General features: G+C 71.2%; 10 protein-coding genes. 4 read left to right on the top strand and 6 right to left on the bottom strand.

Going from position 1 to position 15937, the window contains the following annotated elements; all coding sequences use genetic code 11:
• Positions 1-258 precede the first annotated feature (258 nt).
• The 3 genes from ABD808_RS15800 to ABD808_RS15790 are packed head-to-tail and all read left to right on the top strand — an operon-like array spanning position 259 to position 8006.
• The gene (locus ABD808_RS15800) at positions 259-2508 is read left to right on the top strand and encodes a type I polyketide synthase (RefSeq protein ID WP_344896768.1); all 2250 of its coding nucleotides are present in this window, start codon (positions 259-261) and stop codon (positions 2506-2508) included.
• A gap of 39 nt (positions 2509-2547) precedes the next feature.
• Positions 2548-7149 carry a non-ribosomal peptide synthetase gene (locus ABD808_RS15795; protein WP_344896765.1) on the top strand — a complete coding sequence of 1534 codons (4602 nt, stop codon included), beginning with the start codon at positions 2548-2550 and terminating at the stop codon, positions 7147-7149.
• A 2-nt stretch (positions 7150-7151) separates the two neighbouring features.
• Entirely contained in the window at positions 7152-8006 is an 855-nt protein-coding gene (locus ABD808_RS15790; protein WP_344897944.1) for an alpha/beta hydrolase, read from the top strand.
• 39 nt (positions 8007-8045) lie between these two features.
• Here the strand turns inward: ABD808_RS15790 and ABD808_RS15785 are convergent, their stop codons facing one another.
• From ABD808_RS15785 to ABD808_RS15765, 5 genes are all read right to left on the bottom strand, one after another.
• On the bottom strand, positions 8046-8276 hold the full coding sequence (locus tag ABD808_RS15785; protein ID WP_344896762.1) for a DUF5988 family protein: 231 nt from the start codon (positions 8274-8276) through the stop codon (positions 8046-8048).
• Between the two features lie 64 nt (positions 8277-8340).
• Entirely contained in the window at positions 8341-9672 is a 1332-nt protein-coding gene (locus ABD808_RS15780; RefSeq protein ID WP_344896759.1) for a cation:proton antiporter, read from the bottom strand.
• A gap of 76 nt (positions 9673-9748) precedes the next feature.
• Positions 9749-11083: an NAD(P)/FAD-dependent oxidoreductase gene (locus ABD808_RS15775; RefSeq protein WP_344896756.1), complete on the bottom strand. Its 1335-nt coding sequence runs from the start codon at positions 11081-11083 to the stop codon at positions 9749-9751.
• Between the two features lie 29 nt (positions 11084-11112).
• Complete coding sequence (locus tag ABD808_RS15770; RefSeq protein WP_344896753.1) at positions 11113-11445, bottom strand: acyl carrier protein; 333 nt, start codon at positions 11443-11445, stop codon at positions 11113-11115.
• A 103-nt stretch (positions 11446-11548) separates the two neighbouring features.
• Positions 11549-12295 (bottom strand): thioesterase II family protein, encoded by a 747-nt coding sequence (locus ABD808_RS15765; RefSeq protein WP_344896750.1) that lies wholly within the window; start codon positions 12293-12295, stop codon positions 11549-11551.
• 349 nt (positions 12296-12644) lie between these two features.
• On the opposite strand from ABD808_RS15765, the gene ABD808_RS15760 reads away from it, so the two are divergent.
• Positions 12645-15437, top strand: coding sequence for an AAA family ATPase (locus tag ABD808_RS15760; RefSeq protein WP_344896747.1), 2793 nt, complete (start codon positions 12645-12647; stop codon positions 15435-15437).
• On the opposite strand, the gene ABD808_RS15755 is transcribed toward ABD808_RS15760, so the two are convergent.
• A complete protein-coding gene (locus ABD808_RS15755; protein ID WP_344896744.1) occupies positions 15424-15777 on the bottom strand; it encodes a transposase in 354 nt (117 codons plus the stop codon). The two genes, ABD808_RS15760 and ABD808_RS15755, sit on opposite strands and share 14 nt — an antisense overlap.
• Positions 15778-15937 lie beyond the last annotated feature (160 nt).

The raw sequence follows: 15937 nt of genomic DNA, 5'->3' as shown, positions 1-15937 counted from the left end.
TCTCGAAATCGCCGCACGGCATTTTTCGTTCAGAAATCGGGCACAATGCGATGATGGTCAGGGCGTTTTCGCTCCGAGACTATGGACGCCGCGTTTGGACGTCATCCCCTAACCCGCGCCCCGTCACCCCTAATGCCACTCCGGTTCGGACGCGGCGAATCCCCTAGGTCCGAGGTAGGGGTGGCCGCACCAGGCCCGGCACGCCTACGGTCACACTGGAGAATTTCTGTCCGCGCGACGTGCAGGGAGCTGATGGGAATGGCGGACGAAGCGACGTTGCGTGAATATCTGAAGAAGGCCACGGCGGAGCTCCAGCGTTCTCGCCAGCGCGTCGAAGAGCTGGAATCCGCGGCACGCGAACCGATCGCGATCGTCGGCATGGCCTGCGGATTTCCCGGCGGAGTGCGCTCACCCGAGGACCTGTGGCGGCTGGTCGACGACGGCGGCGACGCCATTTCCCGCTTTCCCGACGACCGCGGCTGGGACCTGGCGGGCCTCTATTCGCCCGACTCCGACGGCCTGGAGAAGACCGGTACCCACGAGGGCGGCTTCCTGGACGGCGTGGCCGACTTCGACGCGGAGTTCTTCGACATCGCACCGCACGAGGCACTGGCGATGGACCCCCAGCACAGACTGCTGCTGGAGGCGTCCTGGGAAGCGTTGGAGCGCGCGGGAATCGTCCCCGACGACGTGCGCGGCAGCCGGACCGGGGTCTACGCGGGCGTCGTGTACGGACACTACGGGCCGCAGTCCAGGGAGACCCCGCCTCCCGGGCTGGAGCCGTACCTCGGGATAGGCAACGCCACCAGCGCCGCCAGCGGCCGGATCGCCTACACGCTGGGGCTGGAGGGACCGGCCGTCACGGTCGACACCGCCTGCTCCTCCTCCATGGTCGCGACGCATCTGGCCTGTCAGGCGCTGCGCCACGGCGACTGCACGCTGGCGTTGGCGGGCGGGGTCGCCGTCATGGCGACCCCCGACGCGTTCGACGAGTTCAGCCGACGGCACGGGCTCGCGGCCGACGGCCGCTGCAAGTCGTTCTCGGCGACCGCGGACGGCATCGGCTTCTCCGAGGGCGTGGGCATGCTCGTCCTCGAACGGCTGTCGGACGCGCGGCGCAACGGGCACCCGGTGCTCGCGGTCGTCCTCGGGTCGGCGACCAACCAGGACGGCGCCACCAACGGTCTCACCGCGCCCAGCGGACCCGCCCAGCAGCGCCTCATCCGCCAGGCGCTCGCGGACGCGCGGCTGACCCCCGACCGGGTCGACGCGGTCGAGGCGCACGGGGTCGGCAGCCCGCTCGGCGACCCGATCGAGGCGTCCGCCCTGCTGGAGGTCTACGGCCGCGGCCGCCCGGCGGACCGGCCGCTGCTGGTCAGCTCGGTCAAGTCCAACATCGGGCATCCGCACGCGGCGAGCGGGGTCGCCGGGGTGATCAAGATGGTCATGTCGCTGCGGCATGGGCGGGTGCCGCGGATCGTCCACCTCGACAGTCCCAGCACGAGCGTGGACTGGACGCGGGGCGCGGTGGAGCCGCTGGCCGAACCGCGCGCGTGGCCCGACACCGGCAGAGCGAGATGCGGGGCCGTGTCGTCATTCGGCATGAGCGGCACGAACGCGCACATCATCCTGGGCGAGGCCCCGCCGCCGATCCCGACCGCCCCGGACGGCGCCACAGCGGAGGCGCCGCCGGAGCCCGCGCGGACGGTGCCGTGGGTGCTGTCGGCGCGGAGCCCGGACGCGCTGCGCGCGCAGGCGGAGCGGCTCGCCGCGTTCCTGGAGAAACATCCCGACGTCGACCCGCTGGACGTCGGCTACACGCTGGCGACCGCGCGCTCGACCTTCGAGCACCGCGCAGTGATCGTGGCCGAGGACCGCGCGCGGTTCCTCGACCGGCTGGCGAAGCTCGCGACCCGCGAGGACCCGCTCGCCCCCGACCCCGACGCCCCCGACCTGGACGCCGACTGGCGCGACGCGTTCGCGGGCACCGGAGCGCGACGCATAGACCTGCCGACCTACCCGTTCCAGCGGCGCGCGTACTGGCTCACTCCCCCGGCCCCCAAGGCCGACGAAGGCGGCGGACGGCAACGCTGGAGCGCACCCGACGTGCTCCCTCGCGAGCCACGTCCCCTCACGCCCGAGCAGCAGTCCGAACTGGCCGAACTCGTCGTCCAGGATCCTGACGCGGGCAGTGCGGCCGTCCTGTCCGCGCTGTTCGAACGGATCGCGTTCCTGCTGGGCTGGGACGCGGCGCGGCTCACCGGCCGGGAGCGGGCCCGGCTCAACGAGCTGGGATTCGACTCGCTGCTGGCCGTCCGGCTCCGCCACCGGCTGCGCACCGACCTGTCCGTCGACCTCACCCTGGGGCTGCTCCTCGGCGACAGCGCCCTGCCCGACATCGTCGACGACATCCGCGCCCAGCTCGCCGCCAGGACCCTGGTCGCCCCGCCGGACGGCGCGGCGGACGAGGCGGCGCGGAACGGCGAGATCGAAGTGCTGAGCTTGTGACGCTCAGCAGGAGACCACGTCCACACGCAGGAGACCACGATGGCGCATGACCTGCTCACCGAGCTGCACCGGCTCGGCGTCCGGCTTCGCTTGGGCGAGGACGGCCTCGACGTGCTGGCCCCCGCCGGCAGCCTGACCGACGAACTGCGCGACCGGCTCCGCCAGGAGCGGGACGGGCTGATCGACCTGCTCCGCCGGGCGCAGCGCGACGACACGGCGGAGCGGATCGTCCCCCGGCCAGCGGACCGGTACGAGCCGTTCCCGCTGACCGACATCCAGCACGCCTACTGGGTGGGCCGCAACCCCGCGCTGGAGATGGGCGGCACGTCCACCCACGCCTACCTGGAACTGGCCAGCGAGGGCCTGGACCTCGACCGGCTGGCCGGGGCGCTGCGCAAGGTGATCGACCGGCACGACATGCTGCGCGCCGTGGTCGAGCCGTCCGGCCAGCAGCGGGTCTTGCCCGAGGTCCCCGCGTACGACCTACGGATACTCGACCTTCGCGGGCTGGCGGACGACGAGCGGGACGCGGAGATCGAGCGGGTCCGCGACGAGATGAGCCACCAGATCCTGCCCGCCGACCGCTGGCCGCTGTTCGACATCCGCGCCACCCGGACGGGCGACCGGCACGCGCGCCTGCATCTGAGCCTCGACATGCTCATCATGGACGGGTTCAGCATGGACCTGCTCTTCCAGGAGTGGCGCCGTTTCTACGAGGACCCTGCCTGGTCGCCGGAGCCGCTGGGCGTCACCTACCGCGACGCAGTCCTGGCCCAGCTCGCACGGCAGGACGGCGAGGAGTACAGCCTCGCCGAGCAGTACTGGCTGAACGGGCTGGACGAACTCAGCCCGCCCCCCGAGCTGCCCGTCCGCCCCCGGCCGGGACGCGCGATGTTCCACCGCCGCCACGACACGGTGCCCGAACCCGGCTGGACGGCCATCAAGGCGATCGCGCGGCGGCGGGGCCTGACCCCCTCGGCGGTGCTGATGACGGCCTTCACCGATGTGCTGCGCGCCTGGTCGAAGGCGCCGTCCTTCACCCTGAACCTGACGCTGTTCGACCGGCCGCCGGTGCATCCGCAGATCGACCGGGTCATCGGCGACTTCACGTCCGTCACGATGCTGACGGCCGACGCCCGGCCGGACGAGAGCTTCGCGACCCGGTGCGGGAACCTGCACCGGCGGCTCGCGCGGAACCTCGACCATCTGGCCTACAGCGGCGTCCGGGTTCTGCGGGAACGCGCCCGGCGGCTCGGCGGGGCGCCCGGCGCCGCCATGCCGGTGGTGTTCACCAGCATGCTCGGGGCCGCCTCGGACGAGGGTCTGGTCGGCGGCCTGCGCTTCCTCGGCGACGTCGTGCACGGCGTCAGCCAGACGCCGCAGGTGTGGCTGGACCACCAGGTCGCCGAGGAGGGCGGCGACCTGCACCTGAGCTGGGACTCCGCGGAGGAGCTCTTCCCGCCCGGGATGCTGGACGACATGTTCGGCGCGTACCGGGCGCTGGTCGCCCGGCTGGCCGAGGACGAGGGCTTCTGGGACGACGCGGACGCCGCCGCCATCGCGCTGCCCGCCTGGCAGGAGACCGAACGCCGCGCCGCCAACGACACGGCGGCGCCGATCCCCGAACGAACGCTGTGCGAGCTGGTCGAGACGCAGGTGGAGCGCAGCCCCAACGCCGTCGCGGTCATCGCCGACGACGGGCAGTACACCTACGCGGAGCTGGCGAACGCGGCGCATCGTCTCGCCCACCGGCTCGTGGCCCTGGACGCGAGCCGCGACGAACTGGTCGCCGTGGTGATGGGCAAGGGCCGCGACCAGATCGCCTCGGTCCTCGGTATCACCCGCGCCGGGGCCGCCTACCTCCCCATCGACCCGGACTGGCCGCAGGCCCGGCGCGAACAACTGCTGGAGCGGTGCGCGGTAAGGATCGTCGTCACCACGCCCCAGTTGCGCGACGAGGACACCTGGCCCGATGGCCTACACGTGATCACCTTCGCGGACGCCGACACACGCGACGCCCCGACCGAAGCGCCCCAGGTCGCGCCCTCACCGGAAGACCTCGCGTACGTCATCTTCACGTCCGGTTCGACCGGACGTCCCAAGGGCGTGGTGATCGAGCATCGCGCGGCGGCCAACACCGTCCAGGACATCAACGCGCGCTTCGGCGTCGGCCCGGACGACCGGGTGCTGGCGCTCTCGTCTCTCAGCTTCGACCTGTCGGTGTACGACGTGTTCGGCACGCTGTCCACCGGGGCCGCGATGGTCATTCCGTCGGCGTCGGAGGCGCACGATCCCGCGCACTGGACGGACCTCGTCCGGCGGCACGGGGTGACGGTCTGGAACTCGGTGCCCGCGCTCATGCAGGCGTGGGTCGACTCGCTGGAATCCGGGCTCGCGCCGTCCAACCCCGGGCTCGCGCCGTCCGCCCCGGGGCTACCGTCGTCCGCCCCCGGGCCGCGGCTCGTGATGCTCAGCGGCGACTGGATTCCGGTGTCGCTGCCGGACTCCATCCGCGCCCAGTGCCCCGGCGCCGACGTGATCAGCCTGGGCGGCGCGACGGAGGCGTCCATCTGGTCGGTGTTCCACCACATCCGCGAGGTTCCCCCGGACTGGACGCGCATCCCGTACGGCAAGCCACTGGCGAACCAGACCCTGCACGTGTACGACGAGCGTCTCGAACCATGCCCGGTGTGGGCGACCGGTGAGATCTACATCGGCGGCAAGGGCGTGGCCAAGGGCTACTGGGGCGACGAGGAGCGCACCGCCGAACGCTTCATCGTCCACCCGAGGACCGGGGAACGGCTGTACCGCACCGGCGACCTCGGCCGTTACCTTCCCGGCGGCGACATCGACTTCCTCGGCCGGGAGGACTTCCAGGTCAAGCTGAACGGCTACCGGATCGAGCTGGGCGAGATCGAGGCGGAGCTCGCGCGGCAGCCCGGGATCGCCGAGGCGGTCGTCGGCGTCGACGCGAGCCCCCGGACCGGACGCCGCCAGCTCGTCGGCTACGTCGTCCCCGAAGCCACGACCCCGGACGGCGCGGGCCACGCGAACGAGCCCGATCCAGGTACGCGACTGCACGGCATCCTCGAAGCGACCGCGACCGCCCTCGATCGGGACAGGGCCGAGCACGCCGCGGATCTGAGCACCGAGCGGGACACGCTGGACGCGGCGAACACCCTGACCCCCCTGGTCATCGCGCGGGCCTTCGCCGACCTCGGCTTCTTCCTCGCCGAGGGCGACACCGTCCGGCCCGAGGAGATCGTCGCGGCCGGGGTCGCGCCCCAGTACGCCGAGCTGGTCGAGCGGAGGCTGTCCGCCCTGGTCGACCAGGGAATGCTCCAGCTCGGCGACCGTCCCGACGAGTACCGCTGCGCGAACCCCTTCGACCCGGCGGCCTTGGGCGAGCGGATCGAGCGCGGGCTGGCGGACATGGCGGTCGACGGCCCCCAAGGGGTGCTGCGCGAGTACTTCGCCGCCTGCGCCGACGCCCAGGTCGCCCTGCTGCGCGGTGAGGCGGACGCGCTGGAGTTCCTGCTGCCCGGCGGCGACTGGAGCGTGGTCAACGCGCTGTACGCCGACAATCCCGTCTCCAGGGTGCAGAACCGCACGGTCGCGCGCGTGGTCCGGTCCTTCGTCGACGCGGCGCCCGCCGACCGGCCCGTCCGCGTGCTGGAGGTCGGCGGCGGGACCGGCTCGACCTCCGCGCCGGTGCTGGCCGAGCTGCCGCCCGACCGCGTCCGGTACCAGTTCACCGACATCTCCGGCTACTTCACCGGACGGGCCAGGCAGCGGTTCGGCGACGCGTACCCATTCGTCGAGTACGGCGCCGTCGACATCGACGCCGACCTCGCCGACCAGGGGATCGGCCCCGGCTCGGTGGACGTCCTGCTCGGCGCGAACGTGCTCCACGACGCCCGGGACCTGGACCGGACGCTGGCGGCGCTGCGGTGCGCCCTGGCGCCCGGCGGCCTCCTGGTGCTGCTGGAGAGCACGACCACCATGCTCTCCACCCTCGTCACCGTCGGGTTCGTCGAGGGTCTCGCGCAGGACCGGCCACGGGACGAGTGGCGTCCGCCGCTCCTGTCAGTGCCGGAGTGGCGGGACCGGATCGAAGCCGCGGGCTTCACGGGCCTCCACACCCTGCCCGGCGACGGCTCCCCGCACGACCTCTACATGCACGTCCTGGTCGCCGAGGCGCCGTCCGGCGCGAGCGCGGCGGGCGGCCCGGACCTGGAGCGGCTGCGGCAGGCGCTGGAGAAGGCCCTTCCCGAGTACATGGTGCCCCGGCACCTCGTGCTCCTGGACCGGCTCCCGCTCAGCTCCAACGGCAAGGTGGACCGGAGCGCCCTGCCGTCCCGCTGGGAGGACGGGCCCGTCCAGAAGCATGTCGGCCCGCGCGACCCCATGGAGCAACGGCTGTTCGACCTGTGGTCCGAGGTCCTCGGACGGACGGACTTCGGGGTGGACGACGACTTCTTCGAACTCGGCGGCGACTCCCTGCACGTGGTGTCCATGCTGGGCCCGCTGCGCGAGGATTTCGGCCTGCGCGGCAGCGCCCAGGAGATCATGGCGGCGCTGCTGGACGGGCCCACCGTCGCCGGGCTGGCGGCCACCGTGGCGGCCCGGTCGGACGCGTGAGCATGACGACAAGCGCCGAACTCCCCCACACCATCGCGCGGCTGCGAGAAATGCACGACGCCCAGTTGGCCAAGCTCCCGCGCCCGCCCGTCGGCGAGGTCCGGGACCTCCGAGCGGCGGGCGTCCCCGCACGCCTCTACCGGCCCGGCCCACCCCGGCACGGCGATGCCCGGCCGCTGCCCGCCCTGGTCTTCTTCCACGGCGGCGGCTGGGCGCTGGGGGACGTCGAGTCCTACGACCCGGTCGTCCGCGCGCTGACCCAAGCCTGCGACGTCGCCTTCGTGTCGGTGGGCTACCGGCGTCCCCCCGAGGATCCCTTTCCGGCGGCGGTCGACGACGCGGCCGCCGCCGTCGAGTGGGTGGCCGCGCACGCCGACGACCTGGGAGTCGACCCGGCCGGGCTGGGCGTGGCCGGGGAGAGCGGCGGCGGGCAGATCGCGGTGGCCGCCGCGCTGCGCCTCGCGGCCGCGGGCGGCCCGCCGCTGGCGCTGCAACTGCTCGTACATCCCGCCGTGGACCTGCGGAAACGGCCTCCGTCGGGGCCGCTCCCCGAGAACCTGCACCACATGATCGAGCTGTACCTCGGCGCGGCCGACCGCGCCGACCCCGAGGCGTCGCCGCTACTCGCCCCGCACCTGTCGAGCCTGCCCGCGACCGTGGTCACCACGGGAGAGTTCGACTTCCTGCGGGGGCAGGCGCTGGAGTTCGCGCGCGTGCTGGGCGCCGCCGGGGTCGAGACCACGCTGATCGACAGCCCCGGCGTCGACCACGGCTACCTGGCGTGGGGGGCGCTCTCGCGGCGGTCCGCCGAGGCCATCGCCGACCTCGGCGGACGGGTGTCCCGCGCGCTGCGGTGATCCGCCGGGCTCCGGTGGGTCGTCCCCGGCGGACCCGGCCTACTCGGCGATCCTGGTCCGGACCGTCCAGCGGAACACGGGGGACTCGGCACCCGCGTCGACCGCCAAGCCCTCGGCCGCCGGGTCCCGCTCGAAGTGCTCGTATCCGCCGTGCCGTTCGATCTTGATCTTTCCTTCGGCGACCCTCGCGCGGAGCACGCGCAGGGTCCGCGGGATGTCGCGCGGCCCTCCTTCGAGAGTGACGCTCACGAGGTCGGACGAGCTGTTCACTGGATACCTCCTGTGCTTGTTTCACCTCGGCGTTCACCTCGGCCGTCCGGAGCTCCGGCGGCCCTTACGTGGCCTCCTCGACATGTCGGAAGGGGTCGTCGTCCCGTCGGCGCAGCGCCTCCTCGGCGGTCTGCTCGACGCGTCCCATCGCCACGCGCAGCAGCGGCGGCGCCATCACGGAGGTCACGAGCGCGACGAGCACGATGATGGTGTAGGCCTCGGTGCTCAGCACGCCGAGACGCAGCCCGGCCATCGCCACGATGACCTCGATGACCCCGCGGGCGTTCATTCCCGCGCCGATCGCGAGGGCCTCCCAGGGCCCGTACCGCGCGGCGAGCGAGCCGAGGAACGCGCCCGCGAACTTTCCGACGATGGCGACCACCAGGACGGCCACCGCCGCCAGCAGCACCGACGGCCGGACGAGCGCCGTGAGGTCCATGCGCAGCCCGGCCGTCGCGAAGTAGATCGGGGCGAGGACGGCGAGGACGACGCCGCGCAGCGGAGCCAGCACCGCCGGATCGACCGCGCCGCTCGCGCGCATGACGATGCCGCACACGAAGGCGCCGAACACCGCCTCCAGCCCCATGGCGTGCGTCCCCGCCGCCGCGAGGACGATGAGGGCGACCGCGACCGCGAGCTGACCCGCGGGATGTTCACCAGGTCGCCCGCCGCAGGACCGCATGACCAGCCGGATCGTGGGGCGGCCCAGGACGAGGGCGAAGACGACGACGGCGCCGAGACAGATCAGCGACCGCCCGAGGTCGCCGGTCTGGAGCCCCGAGGTGGCGAGGGCGGACACCACCGACAGCATCAGCCATCCGGCGACGTCGTCCACGACTCCCGCCGCCAGGATGAGCTGCCCGACGTTGCGGTGCACCAGCTTCAGGTCGAACAGCGTCTTGGCGATGACCGGGATGGCGCTGACGCTCATCGCGACGCCGAGGAAGAGGACGAACGCCGTCCGGTCGGCGCCCTCCTGGAGGAGGGACGCGGGGAGCAGCAGGCCGAGGCCGACGCCGAGGACGAGCGGGAGGACGAACCCGGCCGCGCTGATCTGCGCGGCCACCCGCCCCCGGCGCCGGACGAGCCCGAAGTCAAGCTCCATCCCGGTGAGGCCGACCAGGAGCAGCAGCCCGACCTGCCCGACCGCGTCGAGGAGGTGCGTCTGGGCGCCGTCCGCAGGGAACAGCCAGCCGGACAGGTCCGGGGACAGCGCGCCCAGGACCGAGGGCCCGGCGAGCGCCCCGGCGCACAGCTCCCCGACGATCGCGGGCATCCCGCACTTCCTGGCCAGCCTGCCCAGCAGGGCCGCGAGCATGAGCAGCACGCCGAGCTGGAGCAGGAGGACGAGCAGGTGGTGGGGGACGATGGGCGCTACTGGATCGGCTACCGGCATCCCGCTCCCCTCCACCGGCCGCCGCCGCTGGCGACTCGGGCGATTCGGGCGACTCGGGCCACGCGACGATCGGCGGTCAGAACTCGGGCCGCGAGGCGCGCAGGGACCCCACGTACGGGTGCCAGAGGTGGTCGGGGTCGTTCTCCACCGTGGTCACGAACTCCCGCATCTCGCCCAGGATCGGCGGGTCCTCCTCGTACATGTCGCCCTGGAGCAGCTTGAGGACGTCGATCCGGTACCGAGGGTCCTGGACGAACGCGGCGAACAGGATGTTCAGCCGGTAGTAGATGGAGATGAACTCGTGCCAGTTCCGGGTCCCGATCCGTTGCATCTCCTCGTACTGGGCGAACCTGGCGTGGGAGAAGTCGTTCGCCTCGCTCGCCGCGACGATGTCCGCGCAGGCGAGCCGCGCGGTGTTCAGCGCGATGCTGACGCCGCTGGAGAAGATGGGGTCCACGAACCGGGCGGCGTCACCGATCATGACGAACCGGTCACCGGCGATCCGCTCCATCGAATAGCTGTAGTCGCCCTCCGGCTTGAACGGCCGGACCCTCTCGGTCTTCCGCAGTTCCTCGTAAAGGTCGGGACGGGTCTTGATGAAGTCCCAGAAGAATTTCTCCCGATCGGTGTTGGCCTCACGGAAACGGTGCTTCTGGGTGACGACCCCGATGCTGGTGACGGTGTCGGTGATCGGAATCTGCCAGACCCAGGAATCGTTGATCGGCAGGAAGTGGACGAAGATGTAGTCGATGTCCTTCGGGTCGCTGGCGAGCGCCTTGCGGTCCAGCCCCTCGAACCAGCTGTGGATCGCGTACTGGTCGAAGACCGGGTCGGGCACCTTGAGCTTGAGCTGCCTGCCCAGCATCGTCTGGCGGCCGGACGCGTCGATCAGCATGCGCCCGGTGTAGGTGGTCTCCTCGCCGCCCGACCGGCAGGTGATCTGGACGCCGCCGGGGTCGTCGAGGTCGGCCCCGATCACCCGCGTCTCCCGGAACACCGTGGCGCCGAGGCTCTCGGCGTGTTCGAGGAGGATGACGTCGAACTTGCCGCGGTCGACGTGGAAGGTGTACTCGCGGTCGACTCCGGGCTGCGCGCGCTCGCCGAACCTGACCTGCGCCGTCCAGTCGTAGGACATGCCGGTGAAGCCGTTGCGCGGGACCTCGCGCTCCTCGGCGGTGCTCCACGCGGCGCCGTACTTGCGGAGGAACCCCGCCTTCTCCACCTTGTCCATGACGCCGGTCTCCAGCAGGACCCGCGTCGTGGCCGGGACGAGCGACTCCCCGACGTGGGGCCGCGGGAACTTCTCGCCCTCGAAGACCGCCACGGACAGGTTCGCCTTGGCGAGGTAGGCGGCCGCGGTCGAACCCCCGGGGCCGCCGCCGATGATGAGCACGTCGAAATCGGGATTCATCAGAGCCTGCTCCCCTTCCCCGAAGTCCGCTAGGACGCCGTGGCGTTCGCCAGCCCGCACACCAGGGCGGTAATGGCCTGAATGTTCTTGAAGTTCGCTGCGTTGATCTCCTGGGCGGGCACCACGACGCCGAGTTCCTCCCGGATGAAACCGAGCAGGAGCACGGTGTTCAGTGAATCCAGAATTCCCAGGGCGATGAGCGCCGTGGTGTCGGTCACTTCACCGTCGTCCGCACCCACGTACTTCTCACGGATAAAGGCCCCGATCCGAGCCGAGACCTCCTCGCTATGCATGACGCGTCCCTTCTTCAGGTCAGGAATCGGCGGGGGTCGGGCGTGCCGGCGCGCCTCGGCGCCGGCCATCCCAACATTAGGAAGGGTCGTCCGCGGAGTCAGCCCCTAAGACGGCCGCGCGGCCACGTCAGGGGTCACCCTGATCGCGGCGGAGAAAGTTAGGGGTCGCCTTTCAGTGACACAGGGATTCGGTGATGATCTTTACGACCGCGTCCCGCTGGGCGTCCAGGTAGAAGTGTCCGCCTGGCAGGACGTGCAACTGGAAATCGCCGGTGCAGTGATCGGCCCATGCCCGAGCCTCGTCCACCGTGGCCCTCGGGTCGCCGTCGCCGACCACGGCCGTCACCGGACAGGGCAATGGCGGGCCGGGGGCGTGCGAGTAGGTCTCGATCGCCCGATAGTCGCTGCGCACCACCGGAAGGATCACGGACAGCAGTTCGCTGTCCTCCAGGAGGCGGGAGTCAGTTCCGCCGAGGGCGCCGATCTCGTCGAGCAGCCCGGCGTCGTCCAGCAGGTGGGCGCCCTCCTCCCGGTGCCGTGAGGGCGCGCGACGGCCGGACGCGAACAGCCGCGCTGGCACCGGGCCGCCCCTGTCGTGGAGCCGCCGCGCCACCTCGAAGGCGATGACCGCGCCCATGCTGTGCCCGAAGAAGGCCAGGTCGCGCCCGTCCTCCGGGGGCAACGCCTCGACGATCTGGTCGGCGATCCGGTGCACGTCCTCGACGCACGCCTCCCGATGCCGGTCCTGCCTGCCCGGATACTGCACGGCCAGTACCTCGATCCGGGGGGCGAGCGTCAGGGCGAGCGGGCGGTAGTAGCTGGCCGCCCCGCCAGCGTGGGGAAAGCACACGAGCCGCGGCGCGTCCGGGACGGCTCGCTCGTAGCACCGGGTCCAGAGCGCGTCGTGAGACGATTTCATAATCATCTTCAAATCCTTTACGACCATTATGTTGACAAGATTCGATCACCATGCGGCCGCTGACAAGAACTTGCCATCGCGGCACGAATTGAAAGTTGAACCACCCCTAAAAGAAGTGTGCCCCGACACCGCCTCCACTCACCCCACGAAGACATTTGGCGACGCTCCGTAGCCTGTAATTGGCGACGCTGCGTAGCCATATTTTGGGGTCTTAACTGGCCATGCGATCAATGCTAACGTCCTTCAAAGCGGCCGCCAGGCTCCGCACTGGGTGCGACGGAAGCAGCGCGATCCAGCCGCTACGGGGAAGCCGCGACGAAAGTCCGGAAGACGGGGTGAACAAAAGATCATGATATCTGTCGGATCGGCGCCAGCACTCGCCGAACGCGAAGAACAATTCATGGAGCTGGTCGAACTATTTGACGCCGCCCGGCGGGGTCGATGTTCGGTGGGCATCGTCAACGGTGCCCTGGCAAATGGAAAGACCGCATTGGTACAGGCTTTCGCCGAACACGCGGCGGAATCGGGAGCGGCGGTTCTCAGTGCCACCGCGTCCACCGAGTTGGCATTTCCACTGGGCGTCGTCGAACAGCTCTTCCAGGAATGCGAGAAGTGCGACGACGACATCGCCAGGACCATCGAGTCCTATGTCGGACCGGCGCCGCCGACGGGCGCGCACGACGACGCGCCGGGACGGGTCGGACAGGTCACGGTCTCCCTCCTGCGCACGCTGTCGGAGGCCCTTCTCGATCTCGCCGGGCGCCAACCGGTGATCATCGTGGTCGACGACGCGTCGCTCGCCGACGTCCCGTCCCTGCAATGCCTGCTCCACCTCGTCCGGCGGCTCAGGTCATCGGCGCTGATGCTGGTGCTTGTAGAACGTGACAACGGGCCGATGCTCCCGAGGCGGTTCCAGGCCGAACTCCTGCGGTTGCTGAACTACCGCCAGATCACGCTCGGGGCGCTGTCCCCCACCGGGGTCGCCGCCTGGCTCGAAAGCACGCTCGGCACGCCCGTCGAGCACGCCTTCACGGCGGCGGCGCAGGAGCTGACCGGCGGCAACCCGCTGCTGCTGTCCGCGGTGATCGACGACCAGCGGTCGTCGCGCGGACGTCCCGGCGCGGGGCACGCCTACATGCGCGCGATGCTCGACCTGCTCTATCGCGGCGGGGTGACGCTGTCGCGGGTCGCCGACGCCCTGGCGGTGCTCGGCGATCCGGCGTCGATCTCGCTGCTGAGCCGGTCGACCGACACCGACGAGGCGGCGGCGGCTCGTGCGGTCGAGGTCATGGGCGCGGCGGGGCTGCTCACCGACAGCGGACGTTTCCGCCACGGCGCCATGCGCAGGGCGATCCTCGACGGCATGGCCCCCGACGCCCGCCGCGGGCTCCACGCGCGCGCGGCACGTCTCCTGCACGAGGACGGCGCGGCGCCGTCGGCGGTCGCCGCGCACGTCCTCGCCTCCGACGACATCCCCCAGTGGAGCATCCCCGTCCTGCACCTGGCCGCCAGGCAGGCCATGACCGAGGGGGACACCGACAGCGCCATCGACTACCTGCGGCGCGCCTACGACGCGTGCTCGGACGCCGGGCAGCGGGCGGCGCTGGCGGCCCTGCTGATCAGCGCCCAGTGGCCGAAGAACCCGGCGGCGGCCGTCCACGTCTACCTGCCGGAACTCTTCTCGGCGCTCCAGGACGGGCTGCTCAAGCAGGAACACTCCGTCCAGACGTTCAACCATCTCCTCTGGCACGGGCGGACCGCCGAGGTCGCCACGACCATGGGCGCCGAAAACGGGAGGATGCCCAACCTCGACGACACCGACCTGTGGCTGCCCTACGTCTACCCCGGGCTGTTCGAGGGGGTGCGCGGTGACCGCGCCGAGCGGCCGTCCGCGTCCCTGGCGGGCTCCACCGTCCCGGTGTGGGCGCCGCAACGGCAGGCCGCCACGGCGATGGGCGAGATGCTGCGTGGGATGGGTTCGGAGGAGTCCCTGGCCAAGGCCGAGCAGCTCCTGCTGGGCACCCGGCTGAGCGACATCACCCTGCTCCCGACCACCGCCGCCCTGGTCACGATGCTCTGGGGCGGACGTCTCGACACCGTCGCGTCCTGGTGCGACATGGTGCTCAGGGACCCGGCCATCACCCGCATGCCGATGTGGCAGGCGATCTTCACCTGCGTGCGCGGCACGGTGCACTACCTGCGCGGGGAACTGGCCGACGCCGAGCGGTGCACCCGGGGCGCGCTGACCCTGGTCTCCCCGGAGTGCTGGGGCGTCGCCGTCGGCATGCCGCTGGCCTTCCTGGTGCTGGCCGCGACCGCGATGGGCAAGTACGAGCTGGCCCGCATCTACCTGCACACCCATGTGCCGGACGCGATGTTCCAGACCCTGTGCGGCCCGTACTACCTGAGCGCCCGCGGCCAGTTCCATCTGTCCGTCGGACGCTACGGCGCCGCCCTCAGCGACTTCCTCGCCTGCGGGGAGGCGCTCACCCGGTGGGGCTTCGACAACCCGGAGATCCTGCCCTGGCGGAGCCAGGCCGCGCAGGCGTACCTGTGCGTCGGCGACGCGGACCGGGCCGGAGTCCTCGTCCGCGACCAGCTCGACCTGGTGCGCCCGGACCAGACCCGGGCGCACGCCGCCACGCTGCGGCTGCACGCCGCGAGCCACGAGGGCGAGAAGAAGGCGAACCTGCTGCGCAAGGCCGCGTCCTACTTCGAGCGATCCGGCGACGCGCTCGAACTGGCGTACACGCTCGCCGACCTCAGCCACGCCCACACCGCCCTCGGCCTGCACGACCAGGCGGACACGGCCGCCCGCCAGGCCCTCCAGCTCGCCGACCAGTGCGGGGCCGTCCCGTTGAAGACGGCGCTACTCGCGACGATCACCCAGTCCGCGCCGATGCTCCCGTCCGCGTTCACCGCCTGCGACTCCGAGAAGCTGGCGGCCTTGAGCAACGCCGAGCGCAGGGTCGCCCTCCTGGCCGCGCAGGGCTTCGCCAACCGGGAGATCGCCGACGAGCTCTTCATCACCGTCAGCACGGTCGAGCAGCATCTGACCCGGGTCTATCGGAAGCTGTCGGTGAAGAGACGGTCCGAACTGGAGGCGCGGTTCCGGACCAGCGTGCTCGTCAGGAACGACTAGCGCCCCCGCCGCCCCACAGGAGAGAGAGCTCCACGGCGTAGAAGACCGACGCCGCCTTCAGCATCTCGTTGTCCTTCTTCAGCTTGGTGTTCTCTCTCCGTAGGCGGCTGAGTTCCATGGCGTCGGCCGAAAGCGTGTCGGTGGACTCGGTGGACTTGACTGACTTACTGGTCTTGGTGGTCTTGCCGGGCTCGTCGACGGTCTTCGCCTGGCGCACCCAGGTTCGCAGCGCCTCCCTGTGCACCCCGATCTCACGGGCGATCTGTGCGATGGGGCGGTCCGATTCGAGGGCCGTCCTCACCGCACGGTCCCGGAGCTCCTGCGGGTACTTGCGTGGCACGGGCACCGGTGGCCGCTCCTTTGCTGTGTCCGCCGAGGGCGCTGATCGCCCGGACGCTCCAGCCGTCAAGATCCGATAGTCACCTTCAAATGACGGTATACTCCCATATTCTGGTGCACTCTCGGAAAAGTCAAGGATCGGCGCCGCGCCCCTCCAGGGG

Source organism: Actinomadura meridiana (genome assembly GCF_039537545.1).
Lineage (GTDB): Bacteria > Actinomycetota > Actinomycetes > Streptosporangiales > Streptosporangiaceae > Spirillospora > Spirillospora meridiana.
The sequence above is the reverse complement of the archived record's forward strand: the minus strand, read 5'-3'. Positions and strand labels throughout refer to the sequence as shown.

Coding starts and splice junctions, on each gene's coding strand:
- ABD808_RS15800 (WP_344896768.1), top strand. CDS start 259: ATGGCGGACGAAGCGACGTTGCGTGAATATCTGAAGAAGGCCACGGCG.
- ABD808_RS15795 (WP_344896765.1), top strand. CDS start 2,548: ATGGCGCATGACCTGCTCACCGAGCTGCACCGGCTCGGCGTCCGGCTT.
- ABD808_RS15790 (WP_344897944.1), top strand. CDS start 7,152: ATGACGACAAGCGCCGAACTCCCCCACACCATCGCGCGGCTGCGAGAA.
- ABD808_RS15780 (WP_344896759.1), bottom strand. CDS start 9,672: ATGCCGGTAGCCGATCCAGTAGCGCCCATCGTCCCCCACCACCTGCTC.
- ABD808_RS15775 (WP_344896756.1), bottom strand. CDS start 11,083: ATGAATCCCGATTTCGACGTGCTCATCATCGGCGGCGGCCCCGGGGGT.
- ABD808_RS15770 (WP_344896753.1), bottom strand. CDS start 11,445: ATGGCCGGCGCCGAGGCGCGCCGGCACGCCCGACCCCCGCCGATTCCT.
- ABD808_RS15765 (WP_344896750.1), bottom strand. CDS start 12,295: ATGAAATCGTCTCACGACGCGCTCTGGACCCGGTGCTACGAGCGAGCC.
- ABD808_RS15760 (WP_344896747.1), top strand. CDS start 12,645: ATGATATCTGTCGGATCGGCGCCAGCACTCGCCGAACGCGAAGAACAA.